At 66.4% G+C, this 18,991-nt stretch carries 17 protein-coding genes; 7 read left to right on the top strand and 10 right to left on the bottom strand.

The window, feature by feature from the left end; genetic code table 11:
• Window positions 1–11 precede the first annotated feature (11 nt).
• The 7 genes from FB047_RS15705 to FB047_RS15675 form a co-directional block, all read right to left on the bottom strand.
• Window positions 12–1,046, bottom strand: coding sequence for an NAD(P)-dependent alcohol dehydrogenase (locus FB047_RS15705; RefSeq protein ID WP_136588140.1), 1,035 nt, complete (start codon window positions 1,044–1,046; stop codon window positions 12–14).
• Window positions 1,036–1,713: a beta/alpha barrel domain-containing protein gene (locus tag FB047_RS15700; protein WP_136588139.1), complete on the bottom strand. Its 678-nt coding sequence runs from the start codon at window positions 1,711–1,713 to the stop codon at window positions 1,036–1,038. Before FB047_RS15700 ends, FB047_RS15705 begins: the two co-directional genes overlap by 11 nt.
• Entirely contained in the window at window positions 1,710–3,173 is a 1,464-nt protein-coding gene (gene xylB, locus FB047_RS15695; protein ID WP_206311348.1) for a xylulokinase, read from the bottom strand. Before xylB ends, FB047_RS15700 begins: the two co-directional genes overlap by 4 nt.
• On the bottom strand, window positions 3,170–3,820 hold the full coding sequence (locus FB047_RS15690) for an SIS domain-containing protein (protein WP_240752866.1): 651 nt from the start codon (window positions 3,818–3,820) through the stop codon (window positions 3,170–3,172). The genes xylB and FB047_RS15690 overlap by 4 nt, the downstream gene beginning before the upstream one ends.
• Before the next feature lie 71 nt (window positions 3,821–3,891).
• Window positions 3,892–4,971 (bottom strand): substrate-binding domain-containing protein, encoded by a 1,080-nt coding sequence (locus tag FB047_RS15685; RefSeq protein ID WP_136588137.1) that lies wholly within the window; start codon window positions 4,969–4,971, stop codon window positions 3,892–3,894.
• A gap of 45 nt (window positions 4,972–5,016) precedes the next feature.
• The gene (locus tag FB047_RS15680; protein ID WP_136588136.1) at window positions 5,017–6,003 is read right to left on the bottom strand and encodes an ABC transporter permease; all 987 of its coding nucleotides are present in this window, start codon (window positions 6,001–6,003) and stop codon (window positions 5,017–5,019) included.
• Window positions 6,000–7,592, bottom strand: a complete 1,593-nt coding sequence (locus FB047_RS15675; RefSeq protein ID WP_136588135.1) for a sugar ABC transporter ATP-binding protein — start codon at window positions 7,590–7,592, stop codon at window positions 6,000–6,002. Before FB047_RS15675 ends, FB047_RS15680 begins: the two co-directional genes overlap by 4 nt.
• 159 nt (window positions 7,593–7,751) lie before the next feature.
• On the opposite strand from FB047_RS15675, the gene FB047_RS15670 reads away from it, so the two are divergent.
• Entirely contained in the window at window positions 7,752–8,696 is a 945-nt protein-coding gene (locus FB047_RS15670) for a sugar-binding transcriptional regulator (RefSeq protein WP_136588134.1), read from the top strand.
• Between the two features lie 236 nt (window positions 8,697–8,932).
• Here the strand turns inward: FB047_RS15670 and FB047_RS15665 are convergent, their stop codons facing one another.
• Window positions 8,933–9,505 (bottom strand): TetR/AcrR family transcriptional regulator, encoded by a 573-nt coding sequence (locus FB047_RS15665; protein ID WP_136588133.1) that lies wholly within the window; start codon window positions 9,503–9,505, stop codon window positions 8,933–8,935.
• 120 nt (window positions 9,506–9,625) lie between these two features.
• Here FB047_RS15665 and FB047_RS15660 point away from each other — a divergent pair, with 120 nt between their 5' ends.
• Window positions 9,626–12,217 (top strand): MMPL family transporter, encoded by a 2,592-nt coding sequence (locus FB047_RS15660; RefSeq protein WP_136588132.1) that lies wholly within the window; start codon window positions 9,626–9,628, stop codon window positions 12,215–12,217.
• 193 nt (window positions 12,218–12,410) lie between these two features.
• Here the strand turns inward: FB047_RS15660 and FB047_RS15655 are convergent, their stop codons facing one another.
• Window positions 12,411–13,358: a sugar kinase gene (locus tag FB047_RS15655; protein WP_136588131.1), complete on the bottom strand. Its 948-nt coding sequence runs from the start codon at window positions 13,356–13,358 to the stop codon at window positions 12,411–12,413.
• Between the two features lie 119 nt (window positions 13,359–13,477).
• On the opposite strand from FB047_RS15655, the gene FB047_RS15650 reads away from it, so the two are divergent.
• The 5 genes from FB047_RS15650 (at window position 13,478) to FB047_RS15630 (ending at window position 18,646) form a co-directional block, all read left to right on the top strand.
• Complete coding sequence (locus FB047_RS15650; RefSeq protein ID WP_136588130.1) at window positions 13,478–14,845, top strand: ABC transporter substrate-binding protein; 1,368 nt, start codon at window positions 13,478–13,480, stop codon at window positions 14,843–14,845.
• An 84-nt stretch (window positions 14,846–14,929) separates the two neighbouring features.
• A complete protein-coding gene (locus FB047_RS15645; protein ID WP_136588192.1) occupies window positions 14,930–15,805 on the top strand; it encodes a carbohydrate ABC transporter permease in 876 nt (291 codons plus the stop codon).
• Window positions 15,806–15,809: 4 nt separating this feature from the next.
• The gene (locus tag FB047_RS15640) at window positions 15,810–16,682 is read left to right on the top strand and encodes a carbohydrate ABC transporter permease (protein ID WP_240752865.1); all 873 of its coding nucleotides are present in this window, start codon (window positions 15,810–15,812) and stop codon (window positions 16,680–16,682) included.
• Window positions 16,683–16,713: 31 nt separating this feature from the next.
• Window positions 16,714–17,877 carry a mandelate racemase/muconate lactonizing enzyme family protein gene (locus FB047_RS15635; protein ID WP_136588128.1) on the top strand — a complete coding sequence of 388 codons (1,164 nt, stop codon included), beginning with the start codon at window positions 16,714–16,716 and terminating at the stop codon, window positions 17,875–17,877.
• A 10-nt stretch (window positions 17,878–17,887) separates the two neighbouring features.
• Window positions 17,888–18,646 carry a FadR/GntR family transcriptional regulator gene (locus FB047_RS15630; RefSeq protein WP_136588127.1) on the top strand — a complete coding sequence of 253 codons (759 nt, stop codon included), beginning with the start codon at window positions 17,888–17,890 and terminating at the stop codon, window positions 18,644–18,646.
• On the opposite strand, the gene FB047_RS15625 is transcribed toward FB047_RS15630, so the two are convergent.
• Window positions 18,647–18,985 (bottom strand): L-rhamnose mutarotase, encoded by a 339-nt coding sequence (locus FB047_RS15625; RefSeq protein ID WP_240752864.1) that lies wholly within the window; start codon window positions 18,983–18,985, stop codon window positions 18,647–18,649. It abuts the gene before it with no gap.
• Between the last annotated feature and the right edge of the window lie 6 nt (window positions 18,986–18,991).

Here is an 18,991-nt window from a genome sequence, read left to right as displayed (position 1 = left end):
CGAGGGCGCAGTCAGCGCTGGGGGTAGACGATGGACTTGAGGCTGTCGGGGTCGAGGTCGCTGTCCAGCGCCTCGCGGACGTGTTCGAGATCGAAGCGGCCGGTCACCAAAGAGTCCAGGTCGACCTGTCCCGTCGCGACCAGGTGAATCGCCGCGGGCCAGGTGTCGGTGTAGCGAAAGATTCCCGTGACCGAGATCTCGAGGTTCTGGATGTGCTCGACGGGCAGGGTCATCTCGGAGTTGCCGAGACCGACCAGCACGGCGTACCCCGCCGGGCCGACGGCCTTGATCCCGGAGAACACCGCGCGCGGGGCCCCGGACGCGTCGATGAAGGCGTCGACGCCGAGTCCGGCCGTGGCGACGTCGGTCACGGCCGGATCGATGACGCGCGTGGCGCCGTAGCCAAGTGCGCGCTCGCGACGCTCAGGCACCAGGTCGCTCACGATGATCTCCGCCGCGCCGAAGGCGCGCGCGGCCTGCGCGCAGATGATCCCGATGGGGCCGGCGCCGGCAATCAGGACGCGCGAGCCGGGGACGATGTGCGCCTTGCGCATGGTCGTGATGGCCACCGACAGCGGCTCGAGCAGGGCCGCGGCCTCGTCGGAGAGTTCGTCGGGCACGGCGTGGGCGAACGACGACTCGATCGTGACGTAGCCCGCGAAGGCGCCGTCGATCGGGGGCGTGGCGTAGAACTCCATGAACGGGCACAGGTTGTACCGTCCGGCGAGGCACTGGCGGCAGCGGTGGCACGGCTTCTGGGGCTCGATCGCGACCCGCTGCCCGACGCGGTCGCCGGCGACGCCCTCACCGACGGCGACGATGCGTCCCGACAGCTCGTGACCGAGGACGATGGGCCGGTCGACGATGAAGTCGCCGATGCGCCCGTGCCGGTAGTAGTGCACATCGGAACCGCACACGCCGACGGCGGCGACTTCGACGAGGACCTCGTGCGGCCCCGGCGCCGGCACCTCCCGCTCCTCGATGGTGAGTTCGTTCTGAGCGAGCAGCACGCTGGCGCGCATACGGTCGGGGGTGTCAATGGACATGGGTGTGATCTCCAATCAGCTGTGCGGTGAGCAGTGCGCGGCCCGAGACGATGGGAGAGACTCCCCCGTCGGCGCAGACGCGAGCGAGGTCCTCGGTCACTCCGCCGTCCACCCCGACGGGCACGCGCCCCTGGAGCGAACGGATCGTCGCGAGACCGCCGGAATCGGCGAGGTCGGTCGTGCCGGGGCGGATGAGCATGACGAGACACCCGTCGGCGTCTTCGTCGGCGGCCGTGGCGGCCTCGTGGTCGTTGTGCACGACCTCGCACCAGACGGGGAGGCCGCGCGAGCGGGCGCCCTGCAGAGGCGCCCTATGCGCGCGCAGGACGGCGCGCGACACCGTGAGGCGCTCGGCGCGCACGCGCTCGCTGACGGCGACCGTCTCGGCGACGATCTCCGCCGTCCGCGTGAGCGTGTCGTCGTCGAGGATGAGGTGCACGTCGATGCGGGCGTGCGGCAGGTCGCCGCGGATTCGCTCGATCTGCGCGGGATCGACGCCGCGGTGCGCGCCACCGCGATCGAGGATCACGTCCGCGTGGACGGCGAGCCCCTCCGCGTCGAGGGCGTGTGCGGCGGCGACGCGGTCGGCGGCGTTCACCGCGAAGAGGCTGCCCGCCAGCCCGTGCGCCCGTAGTACGCGCCCCCACGGCGCGAGGACCACGCTCACGGCCGGTCCAGCGAGCGCACCGCGGCGACCCGTTCGTAGACGGGTCGCGGATCGCGCGCCCCGTCTCGCGGCGAGGCGAGCAGACGTCGCGCGGGAGCCCAGGCGTCACGCTGCGCGACGATGTCCGTTCCGCGCGCCACCGCCGCCGCCTGGATGGCGGCGCCGGTTGCGGTCGCCTCGGGCACGTCGGCGGTTTGCACGTCGCGTCCGAGCAGGTCGGCGAGCAGCTGCGAGGTGGCCGCGGAACGGGCACCTCCACCGACGACCATCACGTCACCGGAGGTGTCCACGCCCATCCGCTCGATGGCGCTCTGACCCCGTACGAGCCCCAGCAGCACCCCTTCGTAGGCGGCGCGGGCGACCTCTTCCCGCGTGGTGTCGGTGGTTAGACGTGCGAGCAGGCCCACGGCATCCGGGAGGTCGGGGGTGCGCTCGCCCTCGAAGAACGGTGCCAGCACGGGGCCGGGCCGATCCGGCGACGCCGCTAGAGCCAGGCGCGAGAGCTCGTCGTGCGAGACGCCGAGGATGCGGGCGAAGGTGTCGGTCACCTTGGCGGCGTTCAGCGTCGAGACCAGCGGCAGGAAGCCGTCGGTCATGTCGGCGACACCGTCGACCCACCCGCTCGTGTCGCGCACGGCGTGCGGGCTGAGCGTGAGCACGACGCCGCTCGTGCCGATCGAGTACACCACGTCGCCGGGGGTCATTCCCAGGCCCAGAGCCGCGGCGTGCTGATCTCCGCCGCCCACTCCCACCACGATGTCGACGTCGAGCCCGAGAGCGGCCGCCGCGGCGGGCGTGACGGTGCCGGCGACGTCGGCGGGAGCCCCCACCCGCGGGAGCATGCTCTCCCACGGCATGTCGGCGTCGATGTGACGCAGGAAGTCGGGCAGGTACTCGCCGCGGTCGGCGTCGTAATACCCGGTGCCGGATGCCTCGGAGCGGTCGGTGACGTACTGCCCGGTGAGGCGGAACGTGAGGTAGTCGTGCGGCAGCAGGATGCGACGCATCCGCCGGAAGTTCTCGGGCTCGTGCTGCGCGAGCCACGCGATCTTGCCGATCGTGAACGCCGCCGTGGGCAACGTGCCCACGCGGTCGATCAGGGTGTCGGTGCCGATGCGTTCGCGCAGTGCACGCAGTGCGGCGGTGGAGGTTGTGTCGTTCCATAGCTTCGCCGGGCGGATGACCTCGTCGCGTTCGTCGAGCGCGACGAGCCCGTGGCACTGCGCCGCGATCGACACCGCGCGCACCCGACCACCCGGAACCTGTTCCCGCGCGTCGCGGAACGCGGTGACCAGCGCCGACCACCACGCGTCGGGATGCTGCTCGCTCACCGGGGGCGTGACCGCGGGGTGGGGGCTCGACGCCCGTGCGAACACTTTCCCGGTGTCGAGATGACGCAGCTCGACCTTCGTGGACTGGGTCGATGAGTCGACACCGGCGACGAGAGGGATGCCGCTCACGCGTCGAGCCCCTCGTCGGCGGGGAGGGTGGTCTGTCCGCCTACGTACCCGCCGGGGTGGATGTCGACGACGTCCTTCCACGAATGCTCGCGCAGACGCATCAGCGTGGCCGCCAACGCGTCGCCCCACGCGCCCACGACGAGGGTGGAGCCCATCGCGATCAGGCCGCCGGGGTCGGCATCCACCGGGTCGGTGCGCAGCAGGGCGGTCTCACTCGCCGCGCGGGCGAACGGGGACTCGGCCCGCTCGGTCACCGCGAGCACGTGCACGCCGCGATCCACCAGACGCGCGGTCAGTTGGATCAGCTCATCGCTGCGGCCGCCCTTGGAGAAGGCGATGACGTAGTCGGAGGTCGTGATGGCGCCCATCCCGCCGTGGAGGGCGTCCAGGCACGGGAGGTAGAAGGCCGGGGTGCCCGATACGGCGAGCAGGTGCGCGAGGCGCTCGGCCATGATGCCGGAGGTTCCCGTGCCCGTCGTGACCACCTTGCCGGACAGGTCCAGCACGGAACGGACGATGCGGACGAAGTCTGGGCCGATCTGCGCGGGGACACCGGCCAACGCGTGGGCCTCGCGCTCGATCACGCCGCGGGCGGTGGCGAGGATGCGCGCGTCGACGTCGTCCTCGAGGTCAGGGGAAAGGGACACGGGGTGTTCTCCTGTGGGGTGGGAGGGGGGACGGGGTGGGCGGCCGATTGTGGACCGCCCACCCCGGGCCATTACTTGCGGGTCTGTCCGGGCAGACCCTCGTAGGCGATGTCGCCCGTCTTGAGGTTCTGCTCGATCAGGTCGGACAGACCGGCGAGGAAGGCCGACCGGTCGGTGACGACGTGCTGGATGGCCGCGTCGACGTTCTCCGAGGTGATGGGAGGCATCACGTACGTGGTGTGCTTGTCGACGTCCTCGCCGCGCGCGAGCTTGGCCGCCACGGCGACGCCGGTGGCCAGCTGCACGGTGCCGTTCTGCAGCGACGTGCCGATGAACGTGCCGTCCTTGACTGCGTTGAGACCGTCTTCGATGCCGTCGATGCCGACGACGGGGACATTGGTCATGCCCGCCTCGCGCAGCGCCTGCAGTGCGCCGAGACCCATGTCGTCGTTCTGCGAGATCACGCCGTCGATGTCGCCGCCGAACGCGGAGATCCAGTTCTTGACCTTGTTGACGGCCTCGTCACGGCTCCAGTTGGCCGTGTCCTTGGCCAGCACCTTCACGTTGGGGTTGTCGGCGAGGACCTTGTCGATACCGGCACCGCGGTTGATCTCGCCGGAGCCGCCGAGCGGGCCTTGCAGGATGACGACGTTGCCCTTGTTGCCGAGCTTGTCCATCATCATCTTCGCCTCCTGCGAGCCGGCCGCGACGTCGTCGGGCTGCACGCTGGCGGTGATGTCGGGGTTGTTCAGGGTGGCGTTAACATCGAGGATCGGGATGTTCGCCGCGACCGCGGCCTGGACCTGCGGGGCGAGGGTGTCGGCCTGCACGGGGACGATCATGATCGCGTCGACCTTGGCCTGGATGTACTGGTCGACCTGCGAGGCCTGCGTCGTCACGTCGTTGTTGGCGGAGTTCCACAGGATGTCGATGTTGTGCGCTTTGGCGTAGGTGTCGATGCCCTCTTTGCCCTCGGTGATGAAGGAGGACATGTTGTACACCGTGACGCCGACGGTCACGCGCTTGGGGCCGTCGCCGTTGTCGGACTGCGCGCTGGGGTCGCCGGCACCGCAGCCGGTGAGGGCGAACAGCGTGGTCGCGGCGGCGACACCGACGGCTGCGAGGCGGGTCAGTCGAGGAGAAATCGTCATTGACGTCGTTCCGATCTATGTGAGAGGTGGTGCTCGGGTGAGGGGTCAGGCGCGCCGTTTGGCGGCCCAGACGTCGACGGCCACGGCCGCGACGATCAGGACACCCTTGATGACGTCCTGCCAGTAGGCGGGGACGGTCAGGATGTCGAGTCCGTTGTTCAGGGTCTGGATCAGCAGCAGTCCCAGGGCCGTGCCCCAGACGGTGCCGCGTCCGCCGAGGAGGCTGGCGCCGCCGATCACGACCGCCGCGATGGCATCCAGCTCGTAGCCCTGACCGAGGGTCGGTGCGCCGGTGATGACACGGGAGGCGAGCATGATGCCCGACAGGCCGGCGAGGGCGCCGCTGATGGCGTACACCGAGAAGAGGACGCGGCCGGTCTTGACGCCGGCGATGCGGGCGGCGAGCTCGTTGCCGCCGACGGCGTAGATGCGCATTCCGAACGAGGTGCGCCGCATGATGATGCCGAGGCCCACGATGCCGACGATCATGAGGATGACCGGAATCGTCAGCCCCAGGATCTGCGTGTTGGCGATCGCGCCGAATGCCGCGGGCAGACCGTTGATGGGAGCGCCGCCGCCCACGACGTACGCGAGACCGGATGCCAGGGTGAGCATGCCGAGGGTGGCGATGAACGGGGGCACTTTGATCACCGATACGACGAACCCGTTCACGGATCCGGCGACCAGTCCCACGAGCACGGCCACGACGAGGGCGAGCCAGATCATGTCCGGGAAGGACTTGGCGGTGAGCGCTCCCGTCATGGCGCTGAGGGCGATGACACTACCGACCGAGAGGTCGATGCCGCCGGTGAGGATGACGAGGGTCTGTCCCAGCGCGATCAGCGCGAACGGCGCCGCGGCCACGAGGATCGTGACGACGTTCTCGGGCGTTCCGAAGCGGGCGCTGCGGTACATGAAGTAGCCGATCACCACCAGCAGCACGAGCACCATCGCATACCGGATGGCGAGGGTCTTGGCGACCGCGGCGACGCGCTGGCGGCCGCGGGGAGCGGGGAGGGTGTCGGTGCTCATGCGGAGCGTCCCTTCGTGTCGTCGATCGTGATGTCGTCGTGTTTGCTGTCGAGCAGTCCGCTGGCCAGCCGGAAGATGGTGTCTTGGATGTCGGGGTCGGCGAGCTCATCGCGACGGAGGGTTCCCACCAGCCGCCCTTCGCGCATGACGTAGGCGCGGTGCGAGAGGCTGAGGATCTCGGGCATGTCGCTGGAGGCCATCACCACCGCCATGCCCTGGGCCGCGAGGTCGAGGATGATGCGGTAGATCTCGCTGCGCGCGCCGACGTCGACGCCGCGGGTGGGCTCGTCCAGGAGCAGCACGTCGACCTCGCCGACCAGCCACCGCGCGAAGACGACCTTCTGCTGGTTGCCGCCGGAGAGCGTCTCCATGCTCTGCTTCATCCCCCGGCTCTTCAGGCGCACCGACGTCGTCGCCTGCTGCACGGCGGCGCGGCGGCGCCCCTCGCGAAGCCAGCCGCCGAGGGTGAAGGAGCTCAGGCGCGGCAGGCTGCCGTTGTCGAGGATGTCCATGCTCAGTACACCGCCCGCCCCCTTGCGGTCCTCGGGCACGAGTGCGACGTTCGCGGAGATCGAGGCGTCGGGGCGGTTGCGGGCGACGCGTCGGCCCTTCACGGTGATCTCACCCGCCTGGGTGCGGCGCATTCCGAAGATGCCCTCGATGAGCTCGGTGCGACCGGCGCCGACCAGGCCCGCCAGTCCGACGATCTCGCCGGCGCGGACCGTGAGGTCCACCGGTGCGGCGGCGCCCTCGACCTGCAGGCCGCGGACGTCGAGGACGACCTCGTCGCCGTGGTCGGGGAGCTCGGGGAACAGGTTCTCCAGCTCGCGTCCGATCATCGCGGTGACGATCTCGTCGTCGCGGGTGGCGGCCATGTCGGCATCCAGCACGAGGCGGCCGTCGCGCAGCACGACCACGTGGTCGGCGAGCTGACGCATCTCCTCCATCTTGTGGGTGGTGAACAGCAGGGCCACGCCCTGGTCGCGGAGCTTGCGCATGACGTCGACGAGTCGCTGCACCTCGCGGACGGCGATTGCGCTGGTGGGCTCGTCCAAAAGCACGACTCGTGCGCCGGTGTTCGTGGCCTTGATGATCTCGACGATCTGACGGATGCCGACCGGCAGCGTTCCCATCCGTCGGTTCGGGCTGACGGCGACGCCGAACTCCCGCAGGCTCTTCTCGGCCTCGGCGGCCATCTCAGCACGACGCAGCCCCAGGGGGCCGGCCAGTTCGCGTCCGATGAAGATGTTCTCGTAGATGGTCATCTCGAGCATGGATGCCAGTTCCTGCGGCACGATGGCGACTCCGTGCCTCGTGGCTGCGGCGGCGTCGCCCGTAGGCAGTTCTTCGCCACGCACCAGGACGGTCCCCGCGTCGGCGCGGTACTGCCCGGACGCGATCTTCATCAGCGTCGACTTGCCCGCGCCGTTCTCGCCGGCCAGGGCGGTGATGGTGCCCGGTCGCAGGTTGAGCCCGACGCCGCGCAGCACGGGGATGCCGGAGAAGGCCTTCTCGACGTCGCGGATCTCGAGGGCAAAGGGGGCTTCGCCCCGTTCGCCGGGAATGGTCGCCGATGCGGTGCTGTCCATCGTTGCGCCCTTCTGCGACGGCACGCTCCGTCGCGTTCTGCAATCCCGTCCGTGGGTTGCTCGGCGTCCACGATAGCCCAAATTCTCAGATGGGCAACACCACCGCTCATTTGAGCGGTTGCACGATCGAGGGTAGATTGAGCGAGTCGAAGGAGATCGATGAACCCCGAGGAACTGGTCCAGACCACGCACGCCGCGCGTCGGTACTACCTCGACAACGCCAGCCACGTGAGCATCGCCGCCGAGCTCGGCATCTCACGCTTCAAAGTGGCGCGGATGATCGACAAGGCCCGGGAGCTCGGCATCGTGCGCATCGAGATCCAGGAGCCCGTCGACGTCGACACCGAGCTGTCCATCGCACTCGGTCGCGCCTTCGGCCTACGCCGCGCGGTGGTCATCCGCACGCCCGGCGAGGAGCCGCGAGCCCTGCAGGAGGCCCTGGGCAAGGCAGCGGCGCGCCTGCTCGAAGAGATCGTCGTCGAAGGCGACATGCTCGGATTCACGTCGGGGCGAACGCTCAACGCGATGGCACGGCACCTCACCCGCCTTCCGGCCAGCGACCTCGTCGCCCTGAGCGGGGTGGCCGCGGGCTCGGTCAAGGAGCACTCAGTCGAGATTATGCGCCGCGTCGCGACGGCCAGCAGCGGTGCAAGCTACCCGATCTTCGCGCCGCTGCTCGTCCAGAGCCCCGCGACGGCCGCCGCGCTGCGCTCCGACCCGCTCATCGCGGACGCCTTCGCGCACTTCGACCACGTGACGAAAGGCGTCGTCGCCGTCGGCTCGTGGGATCCGCCCGACTCGCAGCTGTACGACGCGGCAATAGAGTCGGGCATCGCCGAGCGGCTCGTCGCCCGCGGGGCGGTGGGCGAGGTGGCCGCGGTGATCTATGACGAGAATGGCCGGGTTATGACCGACATAGATGAGCTCACAATCGCCATTACCGCGGACCAGCTCCGCCGTATCCCCGAGGTCATCGCCGTGGCCGGAGGAGAGCGCAAGACCCGCGCTGTTGAGGGGGCACTTACCTCAGGACTCGTTCAGTCGCTGGTCACAGATGCCGCACTGGCGGAGCGGCTGCTCACCAAGCGTCTCGATGTGTCGTGAGGAGCGAATGATGTGCTGGGGTCAGTTCGAATTGGACCTCTCAGCGCCAACGGATCAACACGCCGCCCCCCACAACCCGGATTACTTTGCGAACGTCGCTGGCCGACTCACCCGCCGGTTCGCAGGTGCAGGAAGATGCAGGAGCCTCCCCGCCCACGGCAGCGAATGACATAACCGGTGATTATCGGCGTTTCCAGTATTGAATTCATCTGCCGGCGGCACTCACGGTCGGAGTGTCAACCAGGCGGCGTGCTTTGGCTCACAACTGTGTCGACGAGCAGAAGCATGTCATCGCCGTCGAAGTCCTCGCGGCTCAGCGCTCGGAGGATGACTGCTCCTACCAAAGCATCAGCCGCGGCCTCAAGCCGCGGACCGGTGACGTTACCGAGAGCCCGTGAGAGCCTCTCCATCAGCGGAGCGGCGAGAATTTCTGCCCGCAGTCGCCGTCCCGTCTGAGCACTTCCGGCTGCCGCGGCCACAAGCGAGCGCACCAAACCCTCGCCTTCGGGGCTCGCGCGCAAAGTGAACAGATCCGTAAGCCATTCTGCGAGGTCGATTCGGGGGTTACCGGTGTTGGGGACCTCGCGATGTCCACCAAGCAAACGTCCCTCGAGGATGGCCTCGGCAATCACGTCGCCCTTGCTCGGCCACCAGCGGTAGATCGTCTGCTTGCCCACACCGGCGCGTCGCGCAATCCCCTCCATCGTCATCTGCTCGTAGCCGCGTTCGGCAAACAGCGAGACGGCGGCGTCGAGGATTGCCAGGCGCGCCGCCTCGCTGCGGAAGGGACCGGTGCGCGCAAGAGCCATACACACATTGTGCGCGATGCCGAGAACAATTGAGACGAGACGGTCCGTGTTATGTTTACGCAGAACAGTCGGAGCCGACGGTGCTCCCTCGCGCGCACCGCACGAGAGGAACACCCCTGAATGGCCGAATTACTGCACCGTCTCGGAACCTTCGCCGCCCGGCGGGCGTGGACCGTGATCGTTGCCTGGGCAGTCATCCTCTGTGTCGTCGTGGGTGGATTTTCCCTGGGATTCAAGGGCCTGAGTTCGAGCTTCGACATCCCTGGCACGGCTTCCGGAGACGTCGTCGCCGAGCTGCAGCAGGAGTTGCCCGATTTCAGTGGTGCGTCCGGCGCTGTCGTCTATCGCACCGACGACGGCGCGGCCCTGAGTGACGACCAGAAGGCGCGCATCAGCGAGCTGGTGTCCTCAGCTGACGACCTGCCCGATGTCGCGAACGTCACCGACCCCTTCAGCACGCAAGCCCAGCTCGAGGCCCAGCGTCAGCAGGTTGTCGACGGACGTCAGCAGCTCGGTGATGCGCGCGTTCAGGCGGAGTCGGGGCAGCAACAGCTCGACGCGGGAACTGCGCAGCTCGACCAGGCTCAGCAGCAACTCGACGCCGGCCGTGCGCAGCTGGAGGCCGCACCTTTGCCCGACGCCCAGAAGCAGGCTCAGCTCGACGCACTCGACGCTCAACAGGCGCAGCTCGATCAGCAGCGCACGGCGCTCGAGCAGCAGCAGACGCAGCTGACCGACGGGCTTGCCCAGATTGACGAGCAGGAGGCGCAACTCGACGAGGGCGCGGAACTGCTATCGTTCGCGGACGCCATCCGTCTAGTCTCTGATGACAGCTCCACGGCAATCGTCAACGTCGCTTTCGACAAGCCGCGGTTGGAGCTGTCCGAGGCCTCGAAGGAGGCCGTGGTTGAGCACTTCACGGCTGCCGGCGTTGACGGTGTTGACGTCGCGTTCAACACCGAGATCTCGCAGGGTATTCCCGAGATCTTCGGGGTCGGCGAGGTCGTGGGTGTTGCGGTCGCCGGGGTCGTGCTCATTGTGGTCCTCGGATCGCTCCTCGCGGCCGCCTTCCCCATCGTCACCGCCATCGTCGGTGTTGCAATCGGAGCGATGGCGACGTTGTCGTTCTCGGGAGTGATCCAGATGGCATCCGTCACCCCGTTCCTTGGTGTCATGCTGGGACTTGCCGTCGGCATCGACTACGCCCTGTTCATCCTGTATCGCCACCGGAGACAGCTGCTGCAGGGCGCTGGAGTTGTGGAATCCATCGGTCTCGCCAACGGGACTGCGGGCACTGCCGTGGTCTTCGCCGGCCTGACGGTGATTGTCGCGCTACTTGCGCTCAACATCGTCGGCATTCCATTCCTAGGTCTTATGGGTACCGCGGGCGCGGTGAGCGTGCTTACCGCCGTGCTCATCGCCGTCACACTGATACCGGCTCTGCTCGGCCTCGCGGGCATGCGCATCCTCGGCCGTCGCGCTCGCGCCCGGGTCGCCCACTCCCGCGACACAGAGCATCCGCGCCGAGCCGCCCGCACTGGCGCCGAGCCCGTGATGGACGCCACCGAGCATCCGCGCCGAACCGCTCACACCGGTACGGCGTCGAATATCAAGCCAATGTCCACGCTGCGCGCCGTTACCACGATGCTGGTCGCCACCGTCGTCCTGCTCGTTGTCGCTATTCCTGCGCTGTCGATGCGGCTGGGACTTCCCGACGGCGGTTCCGAGGCCGAAGACTCCACGGGGTACAAAGCCTTCACATGGACGGAGGAGGCATTTGGCCCTGGCGCCAATTCCCCGCTTCTGGTCACCGCCACCTTGCCCGCCAACACAGCCGAGGAAGACGTCCAAGGGTTGCAGTTCGCAGTCGCGCGCGAACTGTTCGCACAGGACGACGTCAATGCAGTCGCCCCCGTGGCCGTTTCCGACGACAGTACGCTCGCGGTGTTCCAGGTTGTTCCGAGCGAGGGGCCGAACGCCGTATCGACGGAGCGTCTCGTACGAGACCTTCGCAGTCTTCCGCCCGTGAACGGCGATATTGAGCTGGGTGTTGCGGGGGCTGCCGCCATCAACATCGACATCTCAGAAGGCCTCGCCGACGTCCTGCCCGTCTACCTCGTCGTGGTGGTCGGACTGTCCTTCCTCATCATGGTGGCCGTTTTTCGGTCGTTGCTGGTGCCGCTCATTGCCACCGCCGGCTTCGTGCTGTCGCTGTTCGCGACATACGGCGCCGTAACGGCGGTCTTCCAATGGGGATGGCTCGGCGGACTGTTCGGGGTACACAACCCCGGTCCCATCCTGAGCTTCCTGCCCGTGATCCTCGTCGGCATCCTGTTCGGTCTCGCGATGGACTACCAGCTCTTCCTCACCACGGGTATGCGCGAAGCGTGGGCGCACGGTGCGGCCCCGCGGCTCGCCGTAGCGCAGGGCTTCCGTGCCGGACGCTCTGTCGTCACGGCAGCGGCCATCATCATGATCGCCGTTTTCTCCGGGTTCATCACGTCTGAGGCGGTCATCATCAAGACCTTCGGTCTTGGGCTCGCTCTTGGCGTGCTTTTCGACGCTTTCGTCGTACGTATGTTGCTGATGCCTGCCGTCATGCACGTGCTCGGCGGGTCCGCCTGGTGGCTTCCCCACTGGCTCGACCGCATCATCCCCAACGTCGACGTCGAGGGAGCGGCACTCGAGCGACGGCACCCCGCGCATACGTAAACCTGGGTGAATAGATCAGACAGCGTCCGGTTGACCTTTCGGGTGAGCCAGCCGATCCGGGGTAAAAGACGTCAACGGGGTAGCCGCGAAACCACGATGCAGAGTGGGGTACCGACCTCGCTCTGACATATCCGTTGCGACCGGCCGGGTGGAGCGTTGCAGCCTTGCTTCCGATTGACGTACCGCAACACCTTCACCGGGTGACCGGGTCGCCTCCGTCCAGGAGAGCGAGATCCTCGCGCCGAGGGGCGCTCTCCCAGTCCCCGGGTCCCAAACACGCAAACGCGCCGCATCGCACGGCCATCGCCAGCCGAGCCATCACGGGTGCGCCGTCGAGGTATGCGGCTAGATAGCCCGCCACAAACGCGTCGCCGGCCCCAACGGTGTCGACAGTGTCGATCGGGATAGCGAGCGCGCTCGTGATCTCACCGTCGGCATGGGCCAGGGCACCCGCTGCTCCGCGTTTAATTACAACCTGCCGGGGCCCTAGCTCAGCAACTTTGGACGCAAGATCTGTGGTCGATTCGGCAGAGGCGCCCAGTAGAAGCCGCGCTTCGTCCTCCCCCGCGAACACGAGGTCGCTCAACCGTGCGATCTCGACGTAAAGCGCGCGCGCGTCTGCGCGCCCCCAGAGCGATGGACGGTGATTGACATCGAATGCAACGGTCACGCCATGCGCTTGTGCTCGCTTCGCTACTGAAAGAACGGTGTCGCGCGCCGTCGCTGAGAGCGACGCGGTGACACCGTTCACGAGAACCACTCCCGATGAGACGATTTCTTCGTCCGTCACGTCTGCAGGGCTAAGCGCACTGCCTGCACTGCCGCGGCGGTAGAACGAGACTCGAGAGTGAGTAGCGGTGCGTCGCTCCTTCAGCATCAGACCGGTTGGCCGGTCTGGGTCGACGATGACGCGTGCGAGCACGCCCTCGGCGCGGATCTCACGCTCGATTCGGCGACCGAGCGCGTCCGCTCCGACCCGACCGATCCAGGTGGTCTGGACCCCGAGCCGTCTGAGGCCGATTGCGACGTTGCTGTCTGCGCCACCGATGCTGACGTTCGCATTCGAGATTGTTTCCCATCCACCGAGGTCGGCGCCCCGGATGAGACCCATCGTTTCTCCGAAGGTCAAGACGGATGCCATAGCTGACTCCCTTGGTGTCGTTGCGCATTTGTGATCAACGCAACAGGCGATACGTATTACGTATGGCCTATGTTAGCCTGAGGTCGTCCGGCCTCGTCGAAGAAGACAGGAGTCTTGCAATGCCGCAGCACTATCCCCGTGTCCATCGCCGCTTGGTTCTCGCCAGTGGCCTCGCCGTTGTATCTGCCCTCGCGCTGAGCGCCTGCAGCCCGAGCGCCACCGGCGGAGGCAACGACGAGCAGTACGGCTTCACCGCCGCCGAGCAGGACGCGTCGAGCGCCATCACGGTCTGGGTTGACTCGTCGCGTGAGCCCATCGCCAACGCATTCAAAGAAGCCAACCCCGACGTGACCGTGAACATCGAGACCTACGACGGCGGCTCCGGCGGATCAGGAACGTTCCAGCAAAAGGTCGCTCTATTCGACCAGGCGGGCGAGGGTTGGCCCGATGTGGTCTTCTCGTCGCAGCAGAACGACACCTCGTGGGCATCAAAAGAGAACAACGGAGTGCAGGCCTTCGCGGCCCCGCTGAATAAGGGCTGGCTCGACGATTCCTTCCTCGACGGCTTCACCGATGGAGCCCTCTCCCCCATGACTGTGGACGACGCCGTCTACGGTGTGCGCAACGACTTGGCCCCGGTCGTGTTCTGGTACAACCAGGCGCTGTTCGACCAGTTCGGCTACACCGTTCCCACCACGTGGGAGGAGTACAAGGACCTCAGCGACCAGCTCGCCGCGGAACACCCCGGGTACATCCTCGGCTCGGTGGGCGACTCGTTCCAGGCGCCCTACATCTATTACTGGGGCGGCGAAGCGCCTATCTTCCAGGTGGAAGGCGACACCTTCTCGTCAGACTTCGCCGCCGCGCAGTCCGAGAAGGTCACCGACCTCATCGACCACATGCTCGAAAACGGCACGCTTGTTACCGACAGCGTCTTCGGTACCGACTTCGTGACCAAGTACAAAGACAAGCTGCTCGGCATCCCCGGGCCGGCATGGTACTCCGGCGCGCTATTCGAGAACCCGGAGAGCCTGAACTACGCCGCCGGCACGGTTGGTGTGGCCGCCCCGCTCTCTTGGTCTGACGGTGAGAAGGTCACCGGCAACGTCGGCGGCGGCGTCTGGTACGCCTCGAGCCACTCGAAGAACCTTGACGCGTCGAAGAAGTTCCTCGAGTTCGTCACGAGTTCCGACCAGGCCGTCGAGCTGGCCGCAGGCCTGCCGGCCTACCAGTCGGCAGCAGATGCGTGGCTCAAGAAGCAGGCCGCGAGCAACTTCTACGTGGGCGACTTCGAGGGCGGGCTCTCTACCGCAGCGTCGTCGGTCTGGCAGGGCTGGGGCTACCCGAGCTTCAGCATCGAGGCGGCCTACTCCAAGGTCGTGTTGCCCGCCATCACTGCGGGGAACACGGTCGCCAGCGTCACCGACGCGTGGAAGACCGAAATGGACAACCAGGCACAGGTGCAGGGCTACACAGTCGGCGAGTAACCGGCCGCCCTTCCCCCTCCCGGGCTGGCCGCAGCCGCAATGCGACTGCGGCCAGCCCACCCCTCCCCCCCTATCGGAGTGAGCATGTTCTCCCTACGTCGCGCGCAGTCGACGTTCGCCTACCTGATGATCAGCGGCTACGTCCTTCTGCTTCTGGCCTTCGGCGTCTTCCCTACCCTCTACGCCGCCTTCCTGGCATTCACCCGCGACGGCGCCTTTGTCTGGTTCCAGAACTTCCAGAAGGTCGTCGTCGACTACCGCTTCCTTCCCGCCGTCGGCCACGTCGCCGCCTTCGTAGCCATCTGGCTGACGAGCCTGATCGTCCTCGTGGTGATCCTCGCCGTCATCGTCCATGCCATCCGCGTGCGCTGGCTCTCCGCGGCCGCCCGCTTCATCTTCTACATCCCCGGCGCTCTCGCCGGGGCGTCGAGCGTTTTGTTGTGGTTGTTCATGCTCGACCCCACGGTGAGTCCCGTCAGCGGCTTGCTGCGAGCCCTCGGCTTCGACACCTTCGTCGACGTCGTCGGCACGGAGGCAAACCTCCCCATTGTTTTCACCGTCATCGCCTTCTGGGCCGGGGCCGGCGGCTGGATCGTCATCATGTACGGCGCTTTGAACAACATCAGCGTCGAAGTCATGGAAGCAGCCCGCATCGACGGTGCGGGGCCGATCGCCACCGCCTGGCACATTCAGATCCCCTTACTGCGCAAATGGATCTCGTACATGGCCGTCATGTCACTCGCCGCCGGAACGCAGCTCTTCGTCGAGCCACGCGTGTTGTCGCAGGCAAGCAAGGGCGTCGTCGGCCTGGACTATTCGCTCAACCAGGTGGCATACCTCTACGCCTTCCGGCAGAACGACTTCAACGGTTCAGCGGCTATCTCGCTGCTGCTGCTCGTCGTCGCCGCGGGCCTCGCCGCCTTCTTCGTCTTCCGAGGAGGACTCTTTGAACGCGACTAAGCGCGTGACGACCCCGGCCCGATTCCTCGGACGCAGCCTGGTCACCGTCATCATCTTGTTCTTCGCCCTCGTCTTCGGTCTCCCGATCGTATGGCTGCTACTTGCGCCAACTAAGTCCGCAACCGAACTGACCGGGGAAGCGCCATTTAGCTTCGGGTCGTTTGCGACGATCGCTGACAACTGGGCACGGCTGTCGGAGTTCCAAAACGGCGTTATCTGGCAGTGGACCGCGAACGCGGCCCTATACACCGGTGTTGCCCTCGTGATCACCCTCCTCGCCACAATCCCTGCCGGGTACGCCCTCGCGATGACGAAATTCCGCGGCCGGGGGGTGTTGCTCGTAATAACCCTGGTCGTGATGCTCATCCCCAACACGGCACTGGTGCTCCCCGTCTTCCTGGAGATGAGTGCTCTGAAGCTCGTGGGAACGCCGTGGGCGGTGATCCTGCCGTTTTCGTTCTTCCCGTTCGGCGTGTACCTCACCTACATCTACTTCACGACGAGCGTGTCGAAAGACCTGCTGAACGCCGCCCGCATCGACGGAGCGACAGAACTGCGTGTCTTCCTCTCAGTCGCCTTGCCCCTGGCAACGCCCGTCATCGCGCTCGTCGGGTTCTTCAACCTCGTCGGCAACTGGAACAACTACTTCCTGCCCTTCGTCATGGAGCCGGGGCGAAAGGCCCCCATCCAGGTCGGACTGGCCGAACTGTTGTCAAACGTGCCGCTGTTTAACCCCACTTCGGCCGCTTCGGTCACTCTGGATCTCCCGGTGATGGCCCTAGCGACGCTCGTATCGGTCGCGCCCATCCTCATCGTCTTCCTTTTCTCACAGAGATTCCTGGTCAAGGGCATGACCGCGGGCGGAACGAAGGAATGATCCCGCTCCGCGGGTCGAAAGAAGTCTCATCATGAAGATCACCGGCTACCGACTCATCAGCACCACGCTCGACTGGGGCCGCCCCGTCGGCGACGTCAATGGATTCATCGACTCCGGTGTCACCGCCGTGCCCATCGTCATCGTCGAGACGGACGAAGGCGTTGAAGGCATCGGCATGGGCATGCACGACGGAATCCCCCAGATATTCGAAGCCATCGAGGGCGAGGACCCGCGCGCGACGTCGGCACTGTATGACCGCATGATCTCCCGTATGTTCAAAAACGGACATGGCGGGGCTGTGTTCGGAGGGATCGGTGCGCTCGACAGCGCCCTCTGGGATATCAAAGCCAAGCTCGCCGGCGAGCCGCTCTGGCGACTGCTCGGAGGCCGCGACCGATTTGTTCCGGGCTACGCCTCAGGACTCGACATCGCGTTAGATTCCGCGGCTCTCGGGCATTACTACAGCACCATGCGCGATCGAGGCTTCACCGCCGCGAAGTTGAAGGGCGGGCGAGACTTTCGCCACGACGCCGGGCGTTTGGAGCTCGTGCGTGACGTCCTGAATGAGGCGACTGACGATCCAGTCCTGATGCTGGACGCCAACGAATCGTGGAATGCACCGCAAGCCATCCGCTACATTGCCCACTTGCAAGAGCAGGTGGAGCTCGCGTGGGTCGAAGAACCACTGCGACGCTGGGATGCCTCGGGCCTCAGGCGACTTCGCGACTGCGTTTCGCCAGCGATTGCCACCGGCGAAAACCTCACCGGGCTTGAGCAATACCGCGCGCTTTTTGACGCGCAGGCCGTCGACATCGTCCAGTCGTCGGCGGTGTGGGGCGTAAGCCATGCGCTCCGTGTCGCTGTCGCGGCTCACTCCCGGGACTTGCCTGTCAGCCCAATCGGCATGACGTCGAACTATGCCGTCTTTCACGCTGCCACGGCCCTACCCAACCACCTGTTGACGGAGGTGACCTCTCTGCAGACGCCGGCGGGGGTCACGGTCGACTACGAGGTCTCGGACGGCGGTATTGTCTTGGGCGATTCGCCAGGTGGCGGCGTGTCCCTGGACCCATCGATCGAGGTCGGATCAACAGACTTCGTGTGGGGAGGCCAGGGGGGCCCTCACGTTCGCAGCAGCCGCGCTGGACTGGAACTCGGAGTGCGCCTTGGCGCTACAAAGAGAGGTGCGGAGTAGAGTGCTCACCATGCCTCTCGCCGCTCCCGGATCGCGCCCAATGGTGCCGAAGAGGGCGCACATTGACCGCATCGGCGTGCGTGTCTTGGAAGAGCTTGTCGAGATGATTGTTACGGGCGGGGTGGCAGTGGGAGAATTTCTTCCTCCCGAACAAGCGCTCTGCGACGAATTCGGCGTGAGCCGTACGGTCATCCGGGAGTCGATCAAACGCATCCAAGAAAAAGGTCTGGTCGTCGTCACCCAAGGTCGCGGTACGCAGGTGCGACACTTCAACGACTGGAACGTGCTCGACCCCGACGTGTTCGATGCGCTCGTTCGCCACGACGAATCCTTGGGTGTCCTCGACGAAGTCAGCGTCGCGCGAGCAGCTCTAGAAGGGGTCATGGCTAGCGAAGTCGCCAGGACCGGCAACTATGGCGCTCTCGAGCTCATCCGTGGTCATCTCGAAGAGATGCGGCGGCTCCGGGATGACAACCCTGCGTTTCTCGAGGCCGACAAGGACTTCCATCTGGCCACAATGGCAGCCAGCAAGAACCGTATCGCTGGCACGATTGCCCGTTCGCTTTTCACCCGCCCCCGCTGGTCACAGCGTTGGGAGGGGAACAACCCCACTGACGCCGTCGAACGCACGCTCGCTGAGCATGAGCTCATATTCGCGGCCATGCACGCGGGTGACGCCGCTCGCGCGCGAGTGGCCATGGAGGAACATATCCTCGGCTCATGGCGTCGCCGTCGCCCCACCGACGGTCACCATCACCTCAACCTCTAGTCACTTGAGGTGAAAGACCTCGGGTAAGGGCAGCCACGAACGCGGCCGGGCTTCCTCAACCGGCACCTGCAGGGTCGCCATAAGGTCATTCCAGCGGATACATGCAGGCACGTCGTCGATGGCCGCGAGGTCGCCTTCGTAGTCATCACCCTCATACTCCCAGTACGAGAACAGCAATGTTTTGAACCGGTAGATCGAGTAGTTCTGAATGCCCGCGGCCGAGATCGCTGCCAAAACTTCAGGCCACACGTCCCGGTGGTAACGCTCGTAGTCTTCGATGGCGGATTCCCGGATGCCCATAACCGACGCAACCCGACGTACGTTTCCCATGTCGGACATACTACG

It is taken from the genome of Microbacterium hydrothermale, assembly GCF_004854025.1.
GTDB lineage: Bacteria > Actinomycetota > Actinomycetes > Actinomycetales > Microbacteriaceae > Microbacterium > Microbacterium hydrothermale.
This window is presented reverse-complemented; position numbering and strand designations above follow the sequence as displayed.

What these genes read in the sequence shown, in the direction of transcription:
- FB047_RS15705 (WP_136588140.1), bottom strand. Translation starts at nt 1,046, where the DNA reads ATGTCCATTGACACCCCCGACCGTATGCGCGCCAGCGTGCTGCTCGCT.
- FB047_RS15685 (WP_136588137.1), bottom strand. Translation starts at nt 4,971, where the DNA reads ATGACGATTTCTCCTCGACTGACCCGCCTCGCAGCCGTCGGTGTCGCC.
- FB047_RS15680 (WP_136588136.1), bottom strand. Translation starts at nt 6,003, where the DNA reads ATGAGCACCGACACCCTCCCCGCTCCCCGCGGCCGCCAGCGCGTCGCC.
- FB047_RS15675 (WP_136588135.1), bottom strand. Translation starts at nt 7,592, where the DNA reads ATGGACAGCACCGCATCGGCGACCATTCCCGGCGAACGGGGCGAAGCC.
- FB047_RS15670 (WP_136588134.1), top strand. Translation starts at nt 7,752, where the DNA reads ATGAACCCCGAGGAACTGGTCCAGACCACGCACGCCGCGCGTCGGTAC.
- FB047_RS15665 (WP_136588133.1), bottom strand. Translation starts at nt 9,505, where the DNA reads ATGGCTCTTGCGCGCACCGGTCCCTTCCGCAGCGAGGCGGCGCGCCTG.
- FB047_RS15660 (WP_136588132.1), top strand. Translation starts at nt 9,626, where the DNA reads ATGGCCGAATTACTGCACCGTCTCGGAACCTTCGCCGCCCGGCGGGCG.
- FB047_RS15655 (WP_136588131.1), bottom strand. Translation starts at nt 13,358, where the DNA reads ATGGCATCCGTCTTGACCTTCGGAGAAACGATGGGTCTCATCCGGGGC.
- FB047_RS15650 (WP_136588130.1), top strand. Translation starts at nt 13,478, where the DNA reads ATGCCGCAGCACTATCCCCGTGTCCATCGCCGCTTGGTTCTCGCCAGT.
- FB047_RS15645 (WP_136588192.1), top strand. Translation starts at nt 14,930, where the DNA reads ATGTTCTCCCTACGTCGCGCGCAGTCGACGTTCGCCTACCTGATGATC.
- FB047_RS15635 (WP_136588128.1), top strand. Translation starts at nt 16,714, where the DNA reads ATGAAGATCACCGGCTACCGACTCATCAGCACCACGCTCGACTGGGGC.
- FB047_RS15630 (WP_136588127.1), top strand. Translation starts at nt 17,888, where the DNA reads ATGCCTCTCGCCGCTCCCGGATCGCGCCCAATGGTGCCGAAGAGGGCG.
- FB047_RS15625 (WP_240752864.1), bottom strand. Translation starts at nt 18,985, where the DNA reads ATGTCCGACATGGGAAACGTACGTCGGGTTGCGTCGGTTATGGGCATC.